The organism is Maritimibacter sp. 55A14 (genome assembly GCF_003122205.1).
In the GTDB taxonomy this organism is placed as follows: domain Bacteria; phylum Pseudomonadota; class Alphaproteobacteria; order Rhodobacterales; family Rhodobacteraceae; genus QEYE01.
Genome location: NZ_QEYE01000022.1, coordinates 17,857 through 39,570, shown reverse-complemented (window position 1 = coordinate 39,570; position 21,714 = coordinate 17,857). Strand labels below are relative to the sequence as shown.

Sequence of the window (21,714 nt, the reverse complement as noted above, 5' to 3'; positions counted from 1 at the left end):
CGGCGGTTGCCGTGCCTACATAGACGCGGTATGCCAACGCGCGATGCCCAAGGAAACCCCCGCATGAGCCTGACTCGAAAAATCGCGTGGGACGATACCGTCCTGCCCTTCCAGCTCGACCGGTCGGATGTCCGCGGCCGGGTCGCACGGCTGGACGGCGTGTTGGAGCGCGTGCTGCGCCAGCACGACTATCCGGCGCCGGTGGAGGCGATGGTGGCCGAGGCCGCGATGCTGACCGCGATGATCGGCCAGACCATCAAGCTGCGCTGGAAACTGTCGATCCAGGTGCGCGGCGACGGCCCGCTGCGCCTGATCGCCACCGACTACTACGCCCCTACCGCCGAAGGCGAGCCCGCGCGGCTGCGCGCCTGGGCCAGTTTCGACGCCGAGCGGCTGGACATGGAGGCTGCGCGGCCCTTCGGCGAGATCGGCCATGGTTATTTCGCGATCCTGATCGACCAGGGCGAGGGCATGACGCCCTATCAGGGGATCACACCGCTGGCCAGTGGCTCGCTGGCGGCCTGCGCTGAGACCTATTTCGCCCAGTCCGAGCAGCTTCCGACGCGGTTCTCGCTGTCGATGGCGCGCGCGCAGGCGCCCGGCGGGCCAGAGGCATGGCGCGCCGGCGGCGTGATGCTCCAGCACATGCCCAAGGCGTCGCCCCATGCCGCCGGCGCGGGTGAGGGCGGTTCGGGCGCGGCTGGGCTGCTGTCGGCGGAGGATCTTCTGGGCGGCGAGGATGGCGAGCACTGGGCGCGCGCGAACATGCTGCTCGACACGGTGGAGGAAACCGAGCTGATCGGCCCGCATGTTGACCCGCATGAGCTGCTCGTGCGGCTCTTTCACGAGGAGGTTCCGCGGGTCTTCGATGCGCAGTCCGTCGCCTTCGGCTGCACCTGTTCGGAGGAGAAGGTGCGCCAGAGCCTGTCGATCTATTCGGCCAAGGACATCGCCACGATGACGACCGAGGACGGTCGGGTAACAGCCGACTGTCAGTTCTGCGGCGCGCATTACGTGCTCGACCCCGCCGAACTGGGCTTTGAGGGCATCGCCCCGGAGGATAGCGGTGACGACGGCTGACCCCTTCGAGCCGGTCGTCGCCGCGCTGGGCCGCCCGGCCGTCCAATCGTCGGATTTCGACCTGACCCCGTCGGTGCGTCTGCCGGAGGGCCGCAAGCTGCGCCCGGCCGCGGTCCTGGTGCCGCTCCTGCAGACGGACCACGGTCTGCGGCTCTATCTGACCAAGCGCGCCTCGCATCTCAAGCACCATCCGGGGCAGATTGCCTTTCCCGGTGGCAAGCGCGACGACACCGACGAAAGCCTGGAGGCCGCCGCGCTGCGCGAGGCGCATGAAGAGATCGGGCTCGATCCCGGCAATGTCGATATCCTGGGCAGACTCGCGCCGCATGAGACGGTGACAGGCTTCACCGTGATGCCCTTCGTGGCCCGGCTGCGCGGTCCATTCGAGCCGGTGCCCGAAGCCGGCGAGGTGGAGGAGGTCTTCGACGTGCCTTTCGCGCATCTCTGCGATACCTCGCGCTACCGTGTCGAGGCGCGGCGCTGGCGCGGCGAATGGCGCCGCTACTACGCGGTGCCCTATGGCCCCTATTACATCTGGGGGGCGACCGCGCGCATCCTGCGCGGGCTGGCCGAACTGGTGCGGTCGTGACGCGGGTGACCGGCCCCTGGCTGGAACGGCCCGCGACCCAGACGGTGCTGGGCATGCTCGAGGCGGGCGGGCATCAGGCGCTGGCGGTGGGCGGTTGCGTGCGCAACGCCCTGCTGGGGGAGCCGGTGTCGGATGTGGACATCGCCACGGATGCGCGCCCGGAACGGGTCATGGCCCTGGCGCGGGCGGCGGGGCTCAGGCCCGTGCCGACCGGGGTCGAGCATGGCACGGTGACCGTGGTCGCGGACGGGACGGGCTACGAGGTGACGACCTTCCGCCACGATGTGGAAACCGATGGCCGCCGCGCGGTGGTCGCCTTTGCCGATGAACTGTCGGACGACGCGCACCGGCGGGATTTCACCATGAACGCGCTTTACGCGCGCGCCGACGGCACGGTGATCGACCCGCTGGGCGGGCTGGCCGACCTCAACGCGCGGCGTGTCCGCTTCATCGACGACCCGGCGGCGCGCATTCGCGAGGATTACCTGCGCATCCTGCGCTTCTTCCGCTTCCACGCCTGGTACGGCGATGCGGAGGCAGGGCTCGACCGTGACGGCCTGGCCGCCTGCGCCGAACTGGCCGGGGGGCTTGACAGCCTCTCGCGCGAACGGGTGGGGGCGGAACTGTCGAAACTCCTGGCCGCGCCGGACCCGGCGCCGGGCGTCGCGGCAATGGCGCAGGCGGGGATACTGGCGCGGATCCTGCCCGGTGCCGATCCGCGCGCGCTGCCGCTGCTGGTCCATTGCGAAGGCGCGGCGGGTATCGCGGCCGACTGGCGCCGGCGCCTGGCGGCGCTGGGCGGCGCGCCGGACAACCTGCGGCTGAGCCGCAAAGACGCCCGCCGGGTTGCGCTGCTGCGCACGTGCGCGGGCAGTTCCGACACGGTGGCGGCGCTCGGCTATCGCCACGGGGCGGAGGCCGCGCTCGATATCGCGCTGCTGCGCGCCGCGCTGCTGGAGACGCCGTTGCCCGCCGACGCCGCGGCGCAGGCCGCGCGCGGGGCCGCCGCGACCTTCCCGGTTGCCGCGCGCGACCTGATGCCGGGGCTCGATGGCCCGGAACTCGGCGAAAGGCTGAAGTGGCTGGAAGAGGCCTGGATCGCCTCGGATTTCACGCTGACGCGCGCGGAACTTCTGGCCGGGAAGGATTGACAGCCGGGCAGGGCGCGTGCGTGTTGCCTCACGATTGCTGACCGCTTTCCGCCGGGCCGCGGCATGGCCCGGCTGATCGCGCTGCCGGTGGTGCTGCTTCCGGCGGGCTGAGCCCGCGCGACATGGCCTTTGCCGTGGCGCGGGGCTATATCCTTGCGCAGACCCAAGCCGCAGGCCGCCCGCATGTTCCGCTATTTCGAAAACCTGGTCGATCCCTATGTCGCCCATGACGCGACGGATACGCCGCCACGGCGGCTCTGGCCCTTCATGCGCGCATGGTCGCGCCCCTTCCACCGGGTCTTCGCGGTGGCGGGGATTCTGTCGCTCGTCGTGGCGCTGGTCGAGGTCGGGCTGATCTTCTACATGGGCCGGGTTGTGGACCTGATGGGCGCGGGCAGCCCGTCCGAGGTCCTGTCGCGGCACGGGCCGGAACTGATCGGCATCGCGGTCTTCATCCTGATCCTGCGCCCGGTGATCCAGGGGATCGGCACGGCGGTCCTCAACAACGCGATCCTGCCCAATTACGGCACGCTTTTCCGCTGGCGGGCGCATAACCAGGTGCTGCGCCAGTCGGTCGGCTGGTTCGAAAACGATTTCGCAGGCCGCATCGCCGGGCGCATCATGCAGACCCCGCCGGCGGCGGGCGAGGCGGTGTTCCAGCTTTTCGACGCGCTGACCTTCGCGGTGGCCTATGTGATCGGCGCTCTGATCCTGCTGGGGGATGCCGATCTGAGGCTCGCGGTGCCGCTGGGCGTCTGGCTGCTGCTCTATTTCGGTCTCGTCATGTGGACGGTCCGGCGCGTCGGTCCGGCTTCCAAGGCCGCCGCCGATGCGCGCTCGCGCGTGACCGGGCGGGTCGTGGACAGCTACACCAATATCGACCAGGTCAAGCTTTTTGCCCATCACGACCGGGAACTGGCCTTCGCGCGCGAGGCAATCGAGGACGCGCGGCGCACATTCTCCGCCGAGATGCGGCTCTATACGATCATGGATGTCACGTTGACGCTGATCAACGGCTTCCTGATCGTCGGGGTCGTGGGTTGGGCAATGGCGCTCTGGTCGCAGGGCGCCGCCTCTGCCGGGATCGTCGCCGCGGCGGCGGCGCTGGCGCTGCGGCTCAACGGAATGACCGGCTGGATCATGTGGGCGCTTTCGTCCTTCTTCCGCCAGCTCGGAGTCGTGGCCGAGGGGATGGAGACGATCGCACAGCCCATCGCGCTGACCGACCGGGCCGGCGCGGGCGAGTTGGCGGTGCGCGCGGGCGAGATCCGGGTTGAGCGTGTCAGCCACCATTACGGCCGCGGCGCCGGCGGTCTGGATGACATCAGCCTGACCATCGCGCCGGGCGAGAAGGTCGGTATCGTCGGGCGCTCCGGCGCGGGCAAGTCGACGCTGGTGAAGCTCCTGCTGCGCTTCCATGACTGCGAAGCCGGACGCATCCTGATCGACGGGCAGGACATCGCGGCGGTGACGCAGGACAGCCTGCGCCGGCAGATCGGCATGGTCACGCAGGAGAGCACCCTGATGCATCGCTCGGTCCGCGACAACATCCTCTATGGCCGCCCCGAGGCCAGCGAGACGGAGATGATCGAGGCCGCCCGGCGCGCCGAGGCGCATGACTTCATACCCGGTCTGCGCGACGCACAAGGCCGCTGTGGCTACGACGCCCATGTCGGCGAGCGGGGCGTGAAGCTGTCGGGCGGGCAGCGGCAGCGCGTGGCGCTGGCGCGGGTGATCCTTAAGGATGCGCCGATCCTGGTGCTGGACGAGGCGACATCCGCACTCGATTCCGAGGTCGAGGCCGCCGTGCAGGACACGCTCTACAGGTTGATGGAGGGCAAGACGGTGATCGCCATCGCGCACCGCCTGTCGACCATCGCGGCGCTCGACCGGATCGTTGTGCTGGAGGAGGGCCGGATCGTCGAGGAAGGCCGCCATGCGGAACTTCTGGACCGCGGCGGCGCCTATGCGCGCTTCTGGGCGCGCCAATCGGGCGGGTTCATCGGTGTGGGCGAGGCTGCACAGTGAAAGTGACGGTGGAACGGCTTGGCCATCTGGGCGACGGGGTGGGCGACGGCCCGGTCTTCGTGCCGCGCGCCCTTCCGGGCGAAGTGGTCGAGGGCGTGGTCGAGGACGGCCGGATGCTCGCGCCGCGCATTCTCACGCCCTCGCCCCTGCGGGTGCGCCCCACTTGCCCGCATTACAACGGCTGCGGGGCCTGCGCGGTGCAGCACGCTGCAGATGATTTCGTGGCGGACTGGAAGCAGGACGTCCTGCGCGCCGCGCTGGCCGCGCAGGGGCTGGAGGCGCCGCTGCGCCCCATCGCAATTTCGCCGCCTGGCAGCCGCAGGCGCGCGGTGCTGGCCGGGCGGCGGACCAAAAAGGGCGCGATCGTGGGCTTCCACGGCCGCGCTTCGGAGACGCTCGTGGCGGTGCCCTTCTGCCGGGTCCTGCATTCCCACCTGCTGGCCGTGCTCCCGTTTTGCGAGCGGCTGGTGCAGGTCGGCGGCTCCCGCAAGGGGGAGCTCGGCTTTGCCGTGACCGCGACCGAAGGCGGCGTCGACATGGCGGTGACCGGCGGCAAGCCCGCCGATCTGGCCTTGCGCGCGGCCCTGGCCGCCGGGGCGGAGGAGGCCGATCTCGCCCGGCTGAGCTGGAACGGCGAACTGGTCGCCGAACGCCGCCCGCCGGTCGTCCATTTCGGCGGCGTCGCCGTGGTGCCGCCGCCCGGCGCCTTCCTGCAGGCCACCGCGCAGGGCGAGGCGGCGCTGACCGCCGCAGTGACCGAAGCCGTGGGGGGCGCGGCGCGGGTGCTCGACCTATTCGCGGGTTGCGGCACGTTCAGCCTGCCGCTCGCCGCGCAGGCGGAGGTGCATGCGGTGGAGGGCGATGCCGCGCTGACCGCCGCGCTCGATGCGGGCTGGCGGCATGGCGCGGGGCTCAGGCCCGTGACAGCCGAGACGCGGGATCTCTTCCGCGACCCGCTGCTGCCGGCGGAGCTTGCGGGTTGCGGTGCGGTCGTGATCGACCCGCCGCGCGCCGGCGCCGAGGCGCAGATGCGGGCGCTCGCGGCATCGGATATCGCGCGGATCGCGGCCGTATCCTGCAATCCGGCGAGTTTCGCGCGCGACGCGAGAGTGCTCTCGGAGGCGGGCTTCCGCCTCGACTGGGTGCAGGTGGTGGATCAGTTCCGCTGGTCTCCGCATGTGGAACTTGTGGCGCTGCTGACGCGCGGCCATAAGAGGGCCTGATCTGCAGTCATCCTGTTCGGCGCGGCGCTCTTGCGCATGGACACCTCGGAGACGTTGAAGGCACTTGCGGGCCCGTCATGGTGAGCACAGCCGGGAAACTCCATCATCCGGCGGTTCAGGACCGGTAGGCACGTCAACGGTTCATTGAGGCTCTCGCGCATCAGTCGGCGCGATCGCGTGGGAATTGCTTGGACGCTCACGATGCTGGCACAGTAAAAGACCAGTGATCTGTCCATGCACGGAAATGCCGAACGAATTGTCCAGTTCCGAACATCAGCCGCTGAATGTCTTGATTTGGGGAACCTATGATCTCGGCAAACCACGCACGCGGCTACTGCTGGAGGCTCTTCGGCGCTCAGGAGCGTCTCTAACGGAAATCCATGCTCCCGTCTGGGAAGGCGCAGAGGACAAATCCGTCTTGGGTAAAATCGATGCGTTGAAACGAGGCATCCGTTGGGGAGCAGCATATCCCCAGCTTATCTGGCGGTTTCTCCGCGCGCCCAGACCCGATGTCGTTGTGGTCGGATATCTTGGGCATCTAGACGTTTTGTTACTCTGGCCATTCGCCAGCCTACGCGGGACGCCGGTCGTCTGGGATGCATTCCTTTCCCTGTACGATACGGTGATAAACGATCGCCGCATGGTGTCGCCGCGGCATCCGGCAGCGTTTGTCCTGAGGGCCTGGGAATGGTTGGCCTGCCGCGCGGCCGATCGCATCGTTCTCGATACGGAGGCCCATGCCGACCTGTTTCGCAGCGAATATCGGCTCCCAAGGGCTGGTATCTGCGTTTGACCTCGCCTGGAGATTCCCTGAAGGAAGAGCATGGCCTTTTTCGCACCTTTCCAGCAGCGGTATCCGGGGGTCGCGTCCATTCTGCGGAACGGGGCGCTTCTGACCGCCACGCACTGGACCGAAGCCGGGCTTCGCGGGCTTTATGCGCTGCTCATCGCCCGGTGGCTGGGGCCCGAACTCTATGGCGTCTGGAGCTTCGCGACCACGAGCTACGTTTTCGCCGTCATGCTGACGGGGTTCGGTCTCGAGACCCTTATCCCCCTGCGGCTTGGGCGGGATCGGGCCTCCGGGGCCTTCCTTGGCACGACCTTCCTGCTGCGGCTCGGGCTGGTCGTTTTCGCCGCCCTGACCATGGCGCTTTATGCCCTTACGGTCGAAGGCCACGCGCTGTCGCGCCTTGCGCTTCTGATTGCGCTGCCCGCGCTGATCGGGCGTGGGCTGGTGCATTGGTCGCGATCCGCCTTTCTGGGGCTGGAACGAAACCATACGGCGTTCGGACTGGCCGCCGCGCTGCGGGTACTTGAGGTTTGCGCCGGGCTGGTCAGCCTTTGGCTCGGGGCGGGGGTGTTCACCTTGCTTGTCATCCACGCGGTCTCGTGGCTTGCGGAAGCGGCCCTGTCCCTGCCCGCACTGTCCCGGCAAGTCGCGATCAGACTGCACATCGACAGGGCGGAGTTGCGAACGGTTCTGAAGCAAGGGGCCGTGTTGGCGCTGGCCGCGACAAGCGTGGCCGTCCTCGCCGCGATGCCCCTGATCCTCACCCGCTATGTCACGGACAATCTGAAGATCGTCGGCCAGATCGGTTTGGCGACACAGCTCGCCACACTCGCGGTCATGTGTGTGCAAGGAATACTGGCCGCCGCGCTGCCTGTGGTCGGCCGCGCGTCAGCCAAGGGCGACCCGCGACTCCGCCTGTATGCGATAGGTGTCGCATTCGGCGCAGTCGCCGCCTTCGGTATCGCGATCGTCGCGGCGCGGGCTTTCGGGATTCCGGTTATCGACAGCCTGCTGGGGGTGGAATTTGCTCCGGCGGGGGCGCTTTTGCCTCTGGCCCTGCTCGTGGGCGGCATGACGATCCTGCCGGTCGGGTTCGGGCAGATTCTCGTCGCGCAAGGGCGCAGATGGCCCGGCATGGTTGCCGGATGGTCGGGGGCGTTGATACTGTTGTTGGCGCTGCCACCCATGGTGCGCGCATCGGGGGCGTCCGGCGCATTGATTGCTGCGGCCTTGGGCTGGAGCGTGCGTGCAGTCATTCTGATTGGATGTGCTCTTGTTCCCATGAGCGCCAGCGATCGCTGAAGCTGGCCGTCGGAATGCAGACGCCTGCGTGAGCGACAGCGGGAACCGGACGTAGCACATCACCCCCCGCCAGCCCCAAGCTGAGCAAATCCGGCATGGTCAGACAAGCCACTGAACGAACACAATAAACATATATTGAATAGAAACACCTCGGGTACAGCCCCATATTAATGATGGGCATGTTCGTGGTACGATGACCAGAGATTGGACAGCCGACGCACGGACCGAGACCGACCAGAGCAGGAGTGAGCAGAGATGGACATCTTCGACCAGTTTGCAAAAGGATATGAGCGCACCAACATCGTCGAGATGAGCCTGCAGGATTACCTCCTGGGCTGCCGCGAAGACCCGATGATGCGGGCGACGCCGACCGAGAGGATGGTTGCGGCCATCGGCGAGCCGGAACTCGTCGACACCAGTCAGGATCAGAGGCTGGGCCGGATCTTCCTCAACCGGACCATCAAGCGCTACGAACCGTTCCGCGGTCTTTACGGTATCGAGGAAACGGTCGAACGCATCGTCGGGTTCTTCCGCCATGCCAGCCAGGGACTCGAGGAAAGCAAGCAGATCCTCTATCTTCTCGGTCCCGTCGGTGGCGGCAAGTCCACGTTGGCGGAGATTCTGAAGCGGCTCATGGAGCAACAGCCGATCTACGTGCTCAAGGCGGGCGACGAGATCAGCCCGGTCTTCGAGTCGCCTCTCGGTCTTTTCGACCGCGAGCGGATGGGCGACGTCCTGGAAAACAAATACGATATCCCGAAACGGCTTCTGACCGGTCTGACGTCGCCCTGGGCCATCAAGCGGTTGAAGGAGTACGAGGGCGACATATCCAAATTCTCGGTCGCCAAGCTTTTTCCTTCGCAACTGCGCCAGATCTGCATCGCCAAGACGGAACCCGGGGACGAGAACAACCAGGACGTTTCCTCCCTGGTCGGCAAGCTCGATATTCGCAAGCTCGAGGAATTCAGCCAGAACGACCCGGACGCCTACAGCTATTCCGGCGCACTGAACCGAACGACGCAGGGCCTGATGGAATTCGTCGAGATGTTCAAGGCGCCGATCAAGGTGCTGCACCCGTTGCTCACGGCAACGCAGGAAAGCTCTTATATCGGCACCGAGAATATCGGCGCGTTTCCGTACCAGGGGATCATCGTGGCCCACTCCAACGAGGCAGAATGGCGTCAGTTCAAGAACAACAAGAACAACGAGGCGTTTCTCGACCGGATCAGCGTCGTGAAGATGCCATATTGCTTGCGGGCTACCGAAGAGACGCAGATTTACGACAAGCTCCTGCGGGAAAGTACCCTGCGCGACGCGTCCTGCGCCCCCGAGACGCTGGAGACCCTCGGACGTTTCAGTGTTCTGACGCGGCTGCGTGAGCATGAGAACTCGCCGATCTATTCCAAGCTCCGGGTCTATGATGGCGAAACGCTGAAAGACACGGATCCCAAGGTGCGCTCCGTGCAGGAGTATCGCGATGCCGCCGCCGGTGACGAGGGCATGACCGGCATATCGACCCGCTTCGCCTTCAAGGTGCTGGCGGAGACCTTCAACCACGATACCGAGGAGATTGCCGCCGATCCGGTGCACCTGCTCTACGTGCTCGAACAGACGGTCAAACGGGAACAGTTCGACGAAGAGACGGAAGGACGTCTCCTGGGCTTCATCAAGGACGAGCTTTCGCCCCGCTATGCCGAGTTCATTGGCAACGAAATCCAGAAGGCTTATCTCGAATCCTATACGGATTATGGACAGAACCTCTTCGACCGCTACATCGCATATGCGGATGCTTGGATCGAGGATCTGGATTTCAAGGATCCGGACACCGGGCAGATGTTCGACCGGGAAATCCTCGAACAGGAGCTTGCCAAGATCGAGAAACCGGCAGGTGTGGCCAACCCCAAGGATTTCCGCAATGAAGTCGTCAAGTTCGTCCTTCGCGCCCGCGCGGAACAGGACGGCAAGAACCCGGATTGGCGCAAATACGAAAAGCTACGCCGGGTCATCGAGAAACGCATGTTCGGCCAGATCGAAGATCTGCTTCCGGTGATCAGTTTCGGCGCCAAGCGCGACAAGGAGACTGACGACAAGCATGAGGAGTTCGTCGACCGGATGATGGAACGCGGATACACCCGTCGTCAGGTCCGGCGGCTTGTTGAGTGGTACATGCGCGTTAACAAGGCTGGCTGATCCCAAAGGAGGATGCGAGCAGATTGGCCCATTTCATTGACCGCAGGCTGAACCCAAAGGACAAGAGTCTCGGCAATCGCCGACGATTCATAAGGCGGGTGCGTGGCGTCGTGAAGCAGGCCGTGTCGGAGAGTGTGCGCCGGCGGGCCATCGCGGATGTCGATCAGAAAGAGCAGGTCAGTGTTCCGGCGGACGGCATTTCGGAGCCGAGTTTCCAGCATGCGACCGAAGGCGGCCAGCGGGAGCGCGTCCTTCCGGGCAACAAGTCGTTCCGGGCTGGCGACCGCGTCGATAAGCCCAAGGCCGGGGCCGGACAGGGCGGCCGGGAAGGCTCCGCCGAAGGTCAGGGCGAGGATGAGTTCATGTTCGTGCTGTCGCGCGATGAATTCCTCGATCTCTTCTTCGAAAATCTCGAACTGCCCGATCTGATCAAGCAGAACCTCAAGGAAATCCACTCGACCCGACCCCGTCGAAGGGGGTACGCAGTCACCGGCACGCCCGCCAATCTCAGCGTCGAACGGACGATGCGGAATGCCCTCGGACGGCGTATTGCCCTGGGGCGCCCCGGCACCAGGAAGATGCTCGATCTCGCCGAACGCGTTCGCGAACTCGAAGCGCTGTCTTCGCCGACCACGGAGCAGCAGGCCGAGCTCGAGGATGTAGAAGAGCAGCTGAAGAAGATTCTGCAGCGCCGCAGGCTGGTTCCTTTCGTCGATCCGCTCGATATCCGCTACAGGCACTTCACTCAGGATCCCGAGCCGACCGCTAATGCAGTCATGTTCTGCCTCATGGACGTCTCCGCCTCGATGGGGCAGCGCGAAAAGGACCTGGCCAAGCGGTTCTACGTTCTGCTCCACCTGTTTCTCCGGCGGCGTTACGACAAGATAGACCTTGTCTTCATCCGCCACACCCAGACCGCGAGTGAAGTGGACGAGGACACGTTCTTTCATTCGCGCGAAACCGGGGGAACGGTGGTCAGTTCAGCGCTGACCAAAATGAAGGAAGTCATCAAGGACCGCTATTCGCCATCGGATTGGAACATCTACGCTGCACAGGTCTCGGATGGCGAGAACTACACCGGCGACTCCGAGAACTGTGCCGAGATCCTCGATACGGATCTGATGCGGCTCTGCCAGTATTTCGCGTATATCGAGATCGTCGACGAGGATGAGGCTCGGCTATTGTCCAGCGAGGCCAACGGCATGGAACTGTGGCGTGCCTACCGGGGCCTCTCGAAGCGTTGGCAGCAGTTCGCGATGAAGCGCATCGCCGGCCCCGCGGATATCTATCCGGTGTTCCGCGAACTCTTTGAAAAACAGCCGGAGGGATCCGGTCATGGCTGATGTGAGACGCGGCGAACTCCTCTTCGACGGGGCCGAATGGGATTTCGATGCGCTGCACCGCGCACATGACGCGATCGAACGGGTCGCGCTCGACGACCTCGGGCTCAATCTGTACACCAACCAGATCGAGATCATCTCGTCGGAGCAGATGCTCGATGCCTATTCGTCCAATGGCATGCCGCTGATGTATAGGCACTGGTCCTTCGGCAAGCATTTCCTGCGCGAGGATCAGCTCTATCGCAAGGGCGCCCGCGGTCTTGCCTACGAGATCGTTATCAATTCCAACCCCTGCATCAGTTATTGCCTGGAGGACAATACGATGGCCTTGCAGGCGCTGGTGATCGCGCATGCCGGCTTTGGCCATAATCATTTTTTCAAGAATAACCACCTGTTCCGGCAATGGAGCGATGCCGGAGGTATCCTCGATTACCTCGAATATGCGCGCAACTTCATAGCGCGATGCGAGGAGAAACATGGCGAGCAGGACGTCGAAAAGCTGCTCGATGCCGCGCACTCGCTGATGCCGTCGAGCGTCTTTCGCCACCGGCGCCCGGTCGAACTGTCGCTGCGGGACGAAAGCAGGCGCCGCCGCGAGCGGCAGGCAGAAGAGGAACGGGCGGTGTATTACCTGTGGGAGACGCTCGACCGAGCCCGCCCCTCGGCACAGATCAACGAGGAAGCCCAGGCGCGCAAGCGCGAGATGGGGCTGCCGGAGGAGAACCTGCTCTATTTCATCGAAACCCACAGTCCAATTCTGAAACCGTGGGAACGCGAGATACTGCGTATCGTGCGGAACATTGCCCAGTATTTCTATCCGCAACGCCAGACCAAGGTGATGAATGAGGGCTGCGCCTGTTTCGTGCATTACCACATCATTCAAGCCCTGCATGAGGCCGGCCAGATCACCGACGGCGCCATGCTGGAAATCCTGCACAACCACACCAACGTTCTGACCCAGCCCGATTTTGACGATCCCCGATTTACCGGTCTCAACCCCTACGCCATCGGGTTCGCCATCATGCAGGACATCAGGCGAATCTGCGACGCACCGACCGAGGAAGATCGCGAATGGTTCCCCGATATCGCCGGGTCTCGGGACTGGCGCAATGTGCTCAAGGACGCATGGGCGAGCTATCGCGACGAGAGTTTTGTCCAGCAATTCCTGAGCCCCAATGTCATACGCCGGCTGCGGCTGTTCTCGCTCGTCGATGAGGAGGACGATCCCTATTACACCGTGAACGCGATCCATGACGAACACGGCTACCGGAAGGTCCAGGAAGCCTTGTCGCATAACGTCAGCGTGTCCATGATGGATCCGGACATCCAGGTTATCGACGTGGACCTTCTTGGGGACCGATGCCTGCAGCTCCGGCATTTTAAACGTCACGGAATTCCGCTGGATGAGAAAACGCGCGAGATGACCCTGACCAATCTCCGGCGCCTTTGGGGATACGAGGTCATGATCGATGATTCGGATAGTGACGGCTGCTCTGCCCGACCTTCCTAGTGCTCGCCACCTGACATAAGATACCCGATGGAAGCAGGATATTGGGCATCGGCCCAGCATCCTTGAGCGAAAACGGTCAGATGATGTGACCTGCCCCCCGACGACCGCGACGAACACCCGCCATTGATCGGGTCACCTGTCGCCGCAATGCGGCCTCCCTATTTCTGCCGCTCGCGCATCGTGCAGCATTTCTGACTTGGATAGCGGCAACGCGAGTCGGAGTGGCCTGTCCGGTCACCTCGTTTGGCAGTAGGCAGCGGTCCCATTTGCCACGACCAAGGTTGTCAAGAGCGACGGACGATGAAAACGTCCGCGAGGATCAGCACCACAAGCGCCACGAGCGCCGTGCCAACCAGCGGCGCCTGTACCATTTGGAATATTTCGAGTTTGCTCTGCTCGGCCAACGCCTGAACAACGCCAACGACGCCAAGGAAGGTGTGAAAGATGATTGTCGCATAGACGTCCTTTGAGAGGAAAAACATCGCGCTGGTCAGGAGGCCGATCAAACTTAGAAAGGCCACCATCCCAACCGTGTTGAACGGCGGGCTATGAGCGAAGTGATAGGCGCCGAACATAAGGCTCGCGACCATCGCGGCAATGGGAAGGGCGACCCACATTCTGGCATTGATACCCCGCGCAATCGTTCCCGCCATAATCGACCAACAGACCATTACTTCCGCTATCGAGACGACAAGGACTTGGGAGTAAGCATTCAGCAGAACCACGGGGGCGGTCGAAGGTGCGCCCTGCGCGAAAAGGAACCCAAGGCCGAGCGCCGCTCCCAACGGCACCCAGGCCACCGTTCGGCCGAGTGATGCGAACCCCGCGTGTCTTCGTCTTTGGGAATCGCCGCCCGTAAGGAAACGCAGCAGGAGTGCTGCACCAACGATCCCGATCAGGACATTCGCCACACCCGTGTAAAGGAGCCTGTCCGCGACCGCGTCAGGCCGCGCGAACGTTCCGATCCTGCCCTCTAACCACCACGTTGCGAGCGTCCACAGCACCCAAAGGCCCACGCCCCACGCAATCCGTCGACCGTCTGCGGCAATCATTGCGCCCTCTCTGTTCGCCAAATTCTGAATAGTGGCACATGCTTCCGGGTGCACTGAGCCATGTCAATTCAGTGGCTGGCGCTACAACCGAGACTTTTCGGCTCCGGGCTCGGACCGGACTTGCGGCCGCGCAGCGTCAGGCACAGGCAGTGGCGCGCCAAGGGAGCCGAGGACTGCCCAGACCGGATGAGAGGGATGGCTCATGCTCCAACGGCGTCGAATGCGCCATGGTGCAGTTGTTATCGACCGCTGGGAAACCCGAAACAGGTTGGCCTGTGGCTCGCGGTGGCCTAAAAGGTTTTCGATCAGTTGAAAAATCGCTCATGCCAATCTCCCGTGCCGGTCTGTCTGCCGGTTGGCGGCATTTTCTTCCCCGGACGAAGCAGATCACCTCGCCATGTCCCTCACTCTCAAACAGCTTCGCTATTTCGTCGCCGCCGCACACCAGGGGTCGGTCAGCAAGGCGGCCCATGCCGTGTCGATCTCGCAAAGCGCCGTGACCGAAGCGATCAAGGAACTGGAAGCCTGTCTCGGCGTGATGCTTTTCATTCGCCACCCGCGGGGCATGACGACAACGCCCGAAGGCCAGCAATTCCTGCGCCACGCGATCTCGATCCTCGCGGAAGTGTCGAACGCGACCCGCGTCGTATCCGCCGGATCGCAACGGGTCACTGGGCGGCTCAATCTCGGGGTGACCTCGCTGACGGCCGGTTACGTGTTGTCTGACGTTCTGTCACGATACCGCAGGCTCAATCCTGACGTCGACGTGACCGCGATCGAGGATACCGGGGAGTATCTGGAGCACCTGATCATCGGTGGCGAACTCGACGTGGCCGTGATGGTCACGACCAATCTGCGCGACGCGCAAGCACTCCAATCCGAGATCCTCGAGGTGTCGCCGTTTCGCCTGTGGTTGCCCGTCGACCACCATCTGAACCGTCAGCAGAGCATCACGCTGTCCGATGTGGCCGGCGAACAGCTCATCGTTCTGGATGTCGACGAGATGGAACAGGAGGCGGTCAAACTGCTCTCGGCCTTCGGCGAGCGGCCGCGCATCGCCTTCCGCACCCGGTCGGTCGAAGCGGTGCGATCGCTTGTCGCGACAGGGGCCGGCGTGGCGCTGCTGCCTGATCTCGTTTACCGCCCCTGGTCACTGGAAGGCGACCGGATTCACAGCCGCGATGTGTCCGGCGCCCTTCCAGTCGTTCAGGTGGGCCTCGTCTGGCGGCGCGGATCGCCGATTTCCGCGGCAGCACGCGAGTTTGTCGCCGTCGCGCAGGCTCAGCACGAGGTAAACGCACGATAAACTCGGTATCTGTTTATCAGATAGCTTGCGTTCTGATAATTGTATTTGCGATAATGTCAGTTCCTCCTCATGGTTTCCGCAAGACACGCAATGAAATCCAATGGGGAGACCTCTGATGAAATCCTTTCTGAATTCTTGCACTGCCCTCAGCCTTGCGGCCAGCGTGTCGGTCCTGCCAGCCTCGGCCGAGATGATGACATCCATCGGCGAGGGAGAGGGCGAACTCAATATCGTGGCCTGGCCGGGCTATATCGAGCGTGGCGAGACCGCGGCCGAGTTCGACTGGGTCACCAGGTTTGAGGAAAAGACCGGCTGCAAGGTCAACGTGAAGTCGGCCAATACCTCGGACGAGATGGTGGCGCTGATGAACGAGGGCGGGTTCGACCTCGTCACCGCCTCGGGCGATGCGTCGCTGCGGATGATCGCGGGCAAGCGGGTCCAGCCGATCAATATCTCGCTGATCCCGAGTTGGGATACGATCGACGACCGCCTGAAAGAGGCGCCTTGGCATTATGTCGATGGCGCCCATTACGGCGTGCCTTACATGTGGGGCCCAAACGTGCTCATGTATAATACCGAGGTCTTTGGCGACGACGCTCCCACCTCATGGAACGTGGTGTTCGAGCCGATGAACCTGCCCGACGGCGAGCCGAACGAGGGCCGCGTGCAGGCCTATGACGGTCCGATCCACATCGCCGATGCAGCGCTCTACCTGATGACGCACCAGCCTGAACTGGGCATCGAGTCGCCCTATGAGCTGAACCAGGAGCAATACGATGCCGCGCTGGACCTGCTGCGCCAGCAGCGCAAGCTGGTGAGCCGGTATTGGCACGACGCGTTCATCCAGATCGACGACTTCAAGAACGAGGGGATGGCGGCCTCGGGGTCGTGGCCGTTCCAGGTCAACCTGCTCCAGGCCGACGGTGCGCCGATCGCGAGCGTTATTCCCGAAGAGGGCGCGACCGGATGGGCCGATACCACGATGATGCACGCGGACGCGGCCAACCCCAACTGCTCCTACATGTGGATGGAGCACACGCTCAGTTCGAACCTGATGTCGGACCTGAGCGTCTGGTTCGGCGCCAACCCGGCGGTTCCTGCCGCCTGTACGGATGGGCGCGGCATGCAGACGGCCGAGGGCTGCACTAAGAACGGCTTCGACGATTTCGACAGGATCAGTTTCTGGCAGACGCCGGTGTCAAGCTGCGAAAGCCAAGGTGAATGCGTGCCCTACTATCGCTGGGTCTCCGACTATATTGGTGTGATCGGCGGCCGCTGATCGAACGACAACGGGCCCGCCGCTGCCCGTGCAGATCGGCGGGCCGACTTCGGAAAGTTTCATGACTTCAGCTATCGCCTTTCGCCAGGTCTCGCGCCATTACGGGACGGTACAGGCCGTGGATGCCGTCGATCTGGAGGTTGCCGAGGGCGAATTCTTCGCCATGCTCGGGCCGTCCGGATCCGGCAAGACCACCTGCCTGCGCCTTATCGCGGGGTTCGAGCGCCCTACCTTCGGCGAGATCGAGATATTCGGCCGGCCCTCCAGCGCAGTGCCGCCCTATCGCCGTCCGGTGAACACGGTTTTCCAGGACTACGCGCTGTTCCCGCATCTCAACGTGCGTGACAATGTGGCCTACGGGTTGATGATCGCCGGCGCGGGAAAGGCGGAGCGCCACCGGTCCGCGGAGGAGGCGCTCGCAATGGTGGCACTGCCGGGCTATGCCGACCGCAGGCCCTCGGCCCTCTCGGGCGGCCAGAGGCAGCGCGTCGCGCTCGCCCGCGCGCTTGTGAACAAGCCCAAGGTTCTATTGCTCGATGAACCGCTTGGCGCGCTCGATCTGAAGCTTCGCGAACAGATGCAGGTGGAACTCAAGAGCCTGCAGCGGCAGCTTGGGATCACTTTCGTGTTCGTCACTCACGATCAGGGCGAGGCGCTGTCGATGGCCGACCGCGTCGCCGTGTTCAACGAGGGGCGGATCCAGCAGATCGGTCGTCCACAGGACATCTACGACCGCCCGCAAACACCATTTGTGGCCGATTTTGTCGGTTCCTCGAATGTGCTGCCGCCGGAGATGGTCGAGCGCCTCACCGGACGTCGGGTTCATGCCAGCCTGCGGCCCGAGGCGGTGCGCTTGCAACCCTGCGGGCACCTCGCACGGGTCGTCGAACAGGCGTTCATGGGCGCCGTGACACGTCTGACGCTCGACATGGACGGGCAGAGGCTGTCGCTGCTCCTCCCCAAGGGGGAAGACGCGCCGGAGAAGGGCGCCACGGTGCAAATCGGCTGGGACGAGGACGCTCTGCATCCGATGGAGCCGCGGGATGGCTGAAACGGCTGCGCGCCCACCAGCCCCGCGAGGGCTGAGCGACAGGCTTTCGGACCTTCTGTGGAGCCGTCAGGGCTTGCTTGTCCTGTTGCTCATTCTGCCGCCGGCGCTGTGGCTGGGAATAATTTACCTCGGCGCGCTCTTCGCGTTGCTGGCGCAGAGCTTTTTCGCCATCGACCCGTTCTCGGGGCTCATCAAATACGAGTTCACGCTCCGCACCTACGGCGAGCTCTTCCGTGCCGCCAATCTCGATATCATCTTGCGCACGGTTCTGATGGCGGGGAGCGTCACCCTCGCTGCGGCACTCATCGGGTTCCCGGTAGCTTACTACGCGGCGCGTTACGCACGCGGGAAGTGGAAGGCGCTGTTCTACCTCGGCGTCATGCTGCCCCTTTGGTCGAGCTACCTGGTCAAGGTCTATTCCTGGAAACTGATCCTCGCGAAAGAGGGCATCCTGAGCTGGCTGTTCGAGACGCTGCACCTTACCTGGCTGCTCGACGCCTACCTTTCCCTACCGGTGGTCGGCGGCAATTCGCTATCGGTGAGCTGGACCGGCACCTTCCTCGTTTTTCTTTACGTATGGCTGCCGTTCATGATCCTGCCGACGCAGGCCGCGCTAGAGCGCGTGCCGCCCTCGATGCTCGAGGCGTCGGGCGATCTTGGTGCGCGTCCGGGGCAGACCTTTCGGCACGTGTTATTGCCACTGGCGCTGCCGGGGATCGTCGCGGGCTCGATCTTTACCTTTTCGCTGACCCTCGGCGACTACATCATCCCGCAGATCGTGGGCACGTCTGCGCGGATGATCGGACAGGCCGTCTATCAGTTCCAGGGTACGGCCGGAAACATTCCGCTGGCCGCGGCTTTCGCGGTCGTGCCGATCCTGATCATGGGGGTCTATCTCTACATCGCCAAGCGCATGGGGGCTTTCGATGCGCTCTGATCGCGCGCCACTCGGACTGAAGATCGCCGCTGCGGCGGGGCTCTTGTTCATGCACCTGCCGATCCTGCTGATCTTCGTCTATGCCTTCACAACCGAGGACAAGAGCTATCAGTGGCCGCCGCCGGGCTATACGCTGAAATGGTTCGGTGTGACATGGGAGCGCGCCGATGTATGGGAGGCCCTTTCGCTCTCGCTGCGGGTTGCTGCGATTTCAACGGCGATCGCGCTGTTGCTGGGCACGCTCTGTGCCGCAGCGGTGTCGCGCACGCGCTTCTTCGGGCGAGAGGCGATCTCGCTCCTGGTGATCCTGCCCATCGCGTTGCCGGGGATCATCACCGGCATCTCGCTGCGCTCTGCCTTCAACCTCGCCGATATCCCTTTCAGTTTCTGGACCATTGTTCTGGGCCACGCGACGTTTTGCGTCGTGGTAGTCTACAACAACGCCGTGGCCCGGTTCCGACGCACCAGCGGCAGCCTCGTCGAGGCGTCCATGGATCTCGGGGCGAACGCGTTCCAAACCTTCCGCCATGTGATCCTGCCGAATATCGCGACCGCCCTTCTGGCCGGCGGTATGCTCGCCTTCGCGCTGAGCTTCGACGAGGTGATCGTGACCACGTTCACCGCCGGCCAGCAGCAGACCCTACCGATCTGGATGCTGGAAGAGCTGGTGCGCCCCCGCCAACGTCCCGTCACCAACGTTGTCGCGATGGTCGTGGTGTTGGTGACGTTCCTGCCGATCCTCGGCGCGTTTTACCTCACCCGCGGCACGGAAACGGTCGCCGGTCAGGGCAAGTAACAACAGGGAGACCCATCATGGAAACCAATATGCTCATCGGTGGCACGTTCGAGGCCGGTACGGAGATCGAGGAAAGCGTGTTCAATCCGCGCACCGGCGAAGTGATCCTGAAGATGCCCGAAGCCGACCCTGGCCAGATCGACCGTGCGGTAAAGGCAGCCCGCGCGGCATTCCCCGCATGGTCGCGCACGACGCCGGGCGAACGGTCGGCCAAGCTCCTCGCGATCGCGGATGCCGTCGAGAGCAAGCTGGAGGAACTTGCCAAGCTCGAGGCGCTCAATTGCGGCAAGCCGATCAACGAGGTTCGCAACGAGGAAATTCCCGCCGTCGCCGACTGTTTCCGTTTCTTCGCCGGCGCGGTCCGGAACATGCATGGCCCGTTGGCGGGGAACTACCTTGCAGGGCATACGAGCATGATCCGGCGCGATCCGATCGGCGTCGTCGCCTCGATCGCGCCGTGGAACTATCCGATGATGATGATGGCGTGGAAACTGGCCCCGGCGCTGGCCGGCGGCAACACGGTGGTGATGAAGCCCTCGGAACAGACGCCCCTCACCGCCCTCGCCTTCGCCAGGATCATGGCCGATATCCTGCCCAAGGGCGTGATCAACGTGATTGTCGGTCAGGGCGGCACAGTGGGCAATGCGCTGATCAACCATCCGCAGGTCGACATGATCTCGATCACCGGTGACGTGGCGACTGGCAAGAAGGTGTTGATGGCGGCCTCCAAGAGCGTCAAGCGCACGCATCTGGAGCTGGGCGGAAAGGCCCCGGTCATCGTGCTGGACGACGCCGATCTGGGGCGCGTCGTGGCAGGGCTGAAGGCGTTCAGCTTCTACAATGCCGGACAGGACTGTACCGCGGCCTGTCGCGTCTACGCGGGAGCAGGCATCTATGACAGGCTAGTGGCGGAGCTGACCGACGCGGCGGGGAGTATCGTCTTCGCCAATGCCGACGACACGTTGAACGAAATCCCACCCCTCATCTCGCCGCGGCAGCGGGACCGCGTGGACAGCTTCGTGCAGCGCGCCGCGGAACAAAAACATATCGAGATCACTACCGGCGGCACGCCGCATGATGGCAACGGTTTTTACTACAAGCCGACCGTCGTCGCAGGGGCCCGCCAGGGCGACGAGATCGTCCAGCGCGAAGTATTCGGCCCGGTCGTCTCCATCACACGCTTCGCCGACGACGACCCGGTCGTCGGCTGGGCCAATGACAGCCAGTATGGCCTGGCCTCGTCGGTGTGGACGCAGGATATCGGCAAGGCGATGGAGATCTCGGCCGGGCTCCAATACGGCTGCACCTGGATCAACACGCATTTCATGCTCACCACCGAAATGCCCCATGGCGGCCTGAAACAGTCGGGCTACGGCAAGGATATGTCGATGTACGCGCTGGAGGATTACACGGCGGTGCGCCACGTCATGATCGCACATTGAACAGGGAGACCTCATGAATGCGGACGCCAAGCGGAGCTGGTCAACCGGGATGCCGCCAGGTTCATCGGTCGGGAGCATTTCCTTCATCACGGTTGTGTTAACAACTTGAGGGTGTATCGTTGACGCACGGGCGGAGTCCGGCTCATGCCTTTGTGTGGGGAGGGCACCCCAGGAGATGCTGCGGACTTGCAGGGAAGATGGCGCCTACGCGGGCGGTGATTACCAGGGTTCTGTTGGATGAAGATACTCGCCGTCGATGATGATCTGATGATCCTTGAGTTGCTCAAGGAGGCGATGGCCGCGCTCGGCGAGTTCGAGGTCGAGACCGCATCCTCTGGCGAGATGGCAATAGAGATCATCCGCGAGAGGGGACCCGTTTACGACTGCTTCCTGCTGGATATCCAGATGCCTGAGACCGACGGGATCGAGGTCTGCAAGACGATCCGGGCCATACCGGGCTGCGAGCATACGCCGGTCATCATGGCCACCGCGATGTCACAGACAGCCTATATGGAACGCGCCTACGCGGCCGGGGCCACGGATTATCTCATCAAGCCGTTCGATTTCATCGAGCTGAACACGCGCCTGAACGCGGCGGTCAGGACCGATCAATCGGATGGCCCGACTTGAGTTCCGTCACAGGCTTCC

General features: G+C 63.9%; 18 protein-coding genes. 17 read left to right on the top strand and 1 reads right to left on the bottom strand.

Translation table 11 applies throughout. The annotated features are described in order from the left end of the window. The first annotated feature begins 63 nt into the window (after positions 1–63). The 10 genes from DDZ14_RS15880 to DDZ14_RS15835 all read left to right on the top strand — a co-directional run bounded on the left by DDZ14_RS15880 (position 64) and on the right by DDZ14_RS15835 (position 13,203). Entirely contained in the window at positions 64–1,080 is a 1,017-nt protein-coding gene (locus DDZ14_RS15880; protein ID WP_109425965.1) for an Hsp33 family molecular chaperone HslO, read from the top strand. Next, positions 1,067–1,669 carry a CoA pyrophosphatase gene (locus DDZ14_RS15875; protein ID WP_109425964.1) on the top strand — a complete coding sequence of 201 codons (603 nt, stop codon included), beginning with the start codon at positions 1,067–1,069 and terminating at the stop codon, positions 1,667–1,669. The genes DDZ14_RS15880 and DDZ14_RS15875 overlap by 14 nt, the downstream gene beginning before the upstream one ends. Continuing rightward, positions 1,666–2,820, top strand: a complete 1,155-nt coding sequence (locus DDZ14_RS15870) for a CCA tRNA nucleotidyltransferase (protein ID WP_233252615.1) — start codon at positions 1,666–1,668, stop codon at positions 2,818–2,820. The genes DDZ14_RS15875 and DDZ14_RS15870 overlap by 4 nt, the downstream gene beginning before the upstream one ends. 183 nt (positions 2,821–3,003) lie before the next feature. Next, the gene (locus DDZ14_RS15865) at positions 3,004–4,848 is read left to right on the top strand and encodes an ABC transporter ATP-binding protein (protein ID WP_109425962.1); all 1,845 of its coding nucleotides are present in this window, start codon (positions 3,004–3,006) and stop codon (positions 4,846–4,848) included. Further along, positions 4,845–6,071 (top strand): class I SAM-dependent RNA methyltransferase, encoded by a 1,227-nt coding sequence (locus DDZ14_RS15860; RefSeq protein WP_109425961.1) that lies wholly within the window; start codon positions 4,845–4,847, stop codon positions 6,069–6,071. The genes DDZ14_RS15865 and DDZ14_RS15860 overlap by 4 nt, the downstream gene beginning before the upstream one ends. Positions 6,072–6,315: 244 nt before the next feature. After that, positions 6,316–6,864, top strand: a complete 549-nt coding sequence (locus DDZ14_RS15855) for a glycosyltransferase (protein ID WP_109425960.1) — start codon at positions 6,316–6,318, stop codon at positions 6,862–6,864. A gap of 30 nt (positions 6,865–6,894) precedes the next feature. Beyond that, positions 6,895–8,163 (top strand): lipopolysaccharide biosynthesis protein, encoded by a 1,269-nt coding sequence (locus DDZ14_RS15850; protein ID WP_109425959.1) that lies wholly within the window; start codon positions 6,895–6,897, stop codon positions 8,161–8,163. A gap of 255 nt (positions 8,164–8,418) precedes the next feature. Beyond that, complete coding sequence (locus tag DDZ14_RS15845; protein ID WP_109425958.1) at positions 8,419–10,353, top strand: PrkA family serine protein kinase; 1,935 nt, start codon at positions 8,419–8,421, stop codon at positions 10,351–10,353. 23 nt (positions 10,354–10,376) lie between these two features. Beyond that, positions 10,377–11,696 carry a YeaH/YhbH family protein gene (locus tag DDZ14_RS15840; protein ID WP_109425957.1) on the top strand — a complete coding sequence of 440 codons (1,320 nt, stop codon included), beginning with the start codon at positions 10,377–10,379 and terminating at the stop codon, positions 11,694–11,696. Continuing rightward, positions 11,689–13,203: a SpoVR family protein gene (locus DDZ14_RS15835; RefSeq protein ID WP_109425956.1), complete on the top strand. Its 1,515-nt coding sequence runs from the start codon at positions 11,689–11,691 to the stop codon at positions 13,201–13,203. The genes DDZ14_RS15840 and DDZ14_RS15835 overlap by 8 nt, the downstream gene beginning before the upstream one ends. A 284-nt stretch (positions 13,204–13,487) precedes the next feature. On the opposite strand, the gene DDZ14_RS15830 is transcribed toward DDZ14_RS15835, so the two are convergent. After that, positions 13,488–14,255: a type II CAAX prenyl endopeptidase Rce1 family protein gene (locus tag DDZ14_RS15830; protein ID WP_109425955.1), complete on the bottom strand. Its 768-nt coding sequence runs from the start codon at positions 14,253–14,255 to the stop codon at positions 13,488–13,490. Positions 14,256–14,652: 397 nt separating this feature from the next. Between DDZ14_RS15830 and DDZ14_RS15825 the strand changes: the two genes are divergently transcribed. From DDZ14_RS15825 to DDZ14_RS15795, 7 genes are all read left to right on the top strand, one after another. Continuing rightward, the gene (locus tag DDZ14_RS15825) at positions 14,653–15,561 is read left to right on the top strand and encodes a LysR family transcriptional regulator (protein ID WP_109425954.1); all 909 of its coding nucleotides are present in this window, start codon (positions 14,653–14,655) and stop codon (positions 15,559–15,561) included. A 115-nt stretch (positions 15,562–15,676) separates the two neighbouring features. Then, positions 15,677–16,840, top strand: coding sequence for an ABC transporter substrate-binding protein (locus tag DDZ14_RS15820; RefSeq protein WP_109425953.1), 1,164 nt, complete (start codon positions 15,677–15,679; stop codon positions 16,838–16,840). A 61-nt stretch (positions 16,841–16,901) separates the two neighbouring features. Next, positions 16,902–17,891, top strand: coding sequence for an ABC transporter ATP-binding protein (locus DDZ14_RS15815; protein WP_109425983.1), 990 nt, complete (start codon positions 16,902–16,904; stop codon positions 17,889–17,891). Further along, positions 17,884–18,828, top strand: a complete 945-nt coding sequence (locus tag DDZ14_RS15810) for an ABC transporter permease (RefSeq protein WP_109425952.1) — start codon at positions 17,884–17,886, stop codon at positions 18,826–18,828. Before DDZ14_RS15815 ends, DDZ14_RS15810 begins: the two co-directional genes overlap by 8 nt. Further along, positions 18,818–19,624, top strand: a complete 807-nt coding sequence (locus DDZ14_RS15805) for an ABC transporter permease (RefSeq protein WP_109425951.1) — start codon at positions 18,818–18,820, stop codon at positions 19,622–19,624. The genes DDZ14_RS15810 and DDZ14_RS15805 overlap by 11 nt, the downstream gene beginning before the upstream one ends. Positions 19,625–19,641: 17 nt before the next feature. After that, a complete protein-coding gene (locus DDZ14_RS15800; protein ID WP_109425950.1) occupies positions 19,642–21,066 on the top strand; it encodes a gamma-aminobutyraldehyde dehydrogenase in 1,425 nt (474 codons plus the stop codon). A 237-nt stretch (positions 21,067–21,303) separates the two neighbouring features. Then, positions 21,304–21,696 (top strand): response regulator transcription factor, encoded by a 393-nt coding sequence (locus tag DDZ14_RS15795; RefSeq protein ID WP_109425949.1) that lies wholly within the window; start codon positions 21,304–21,306, stop codon positions 21,694–21,696. Positions 21,697–21,714 lie beyond the last annotated feature (18 nt).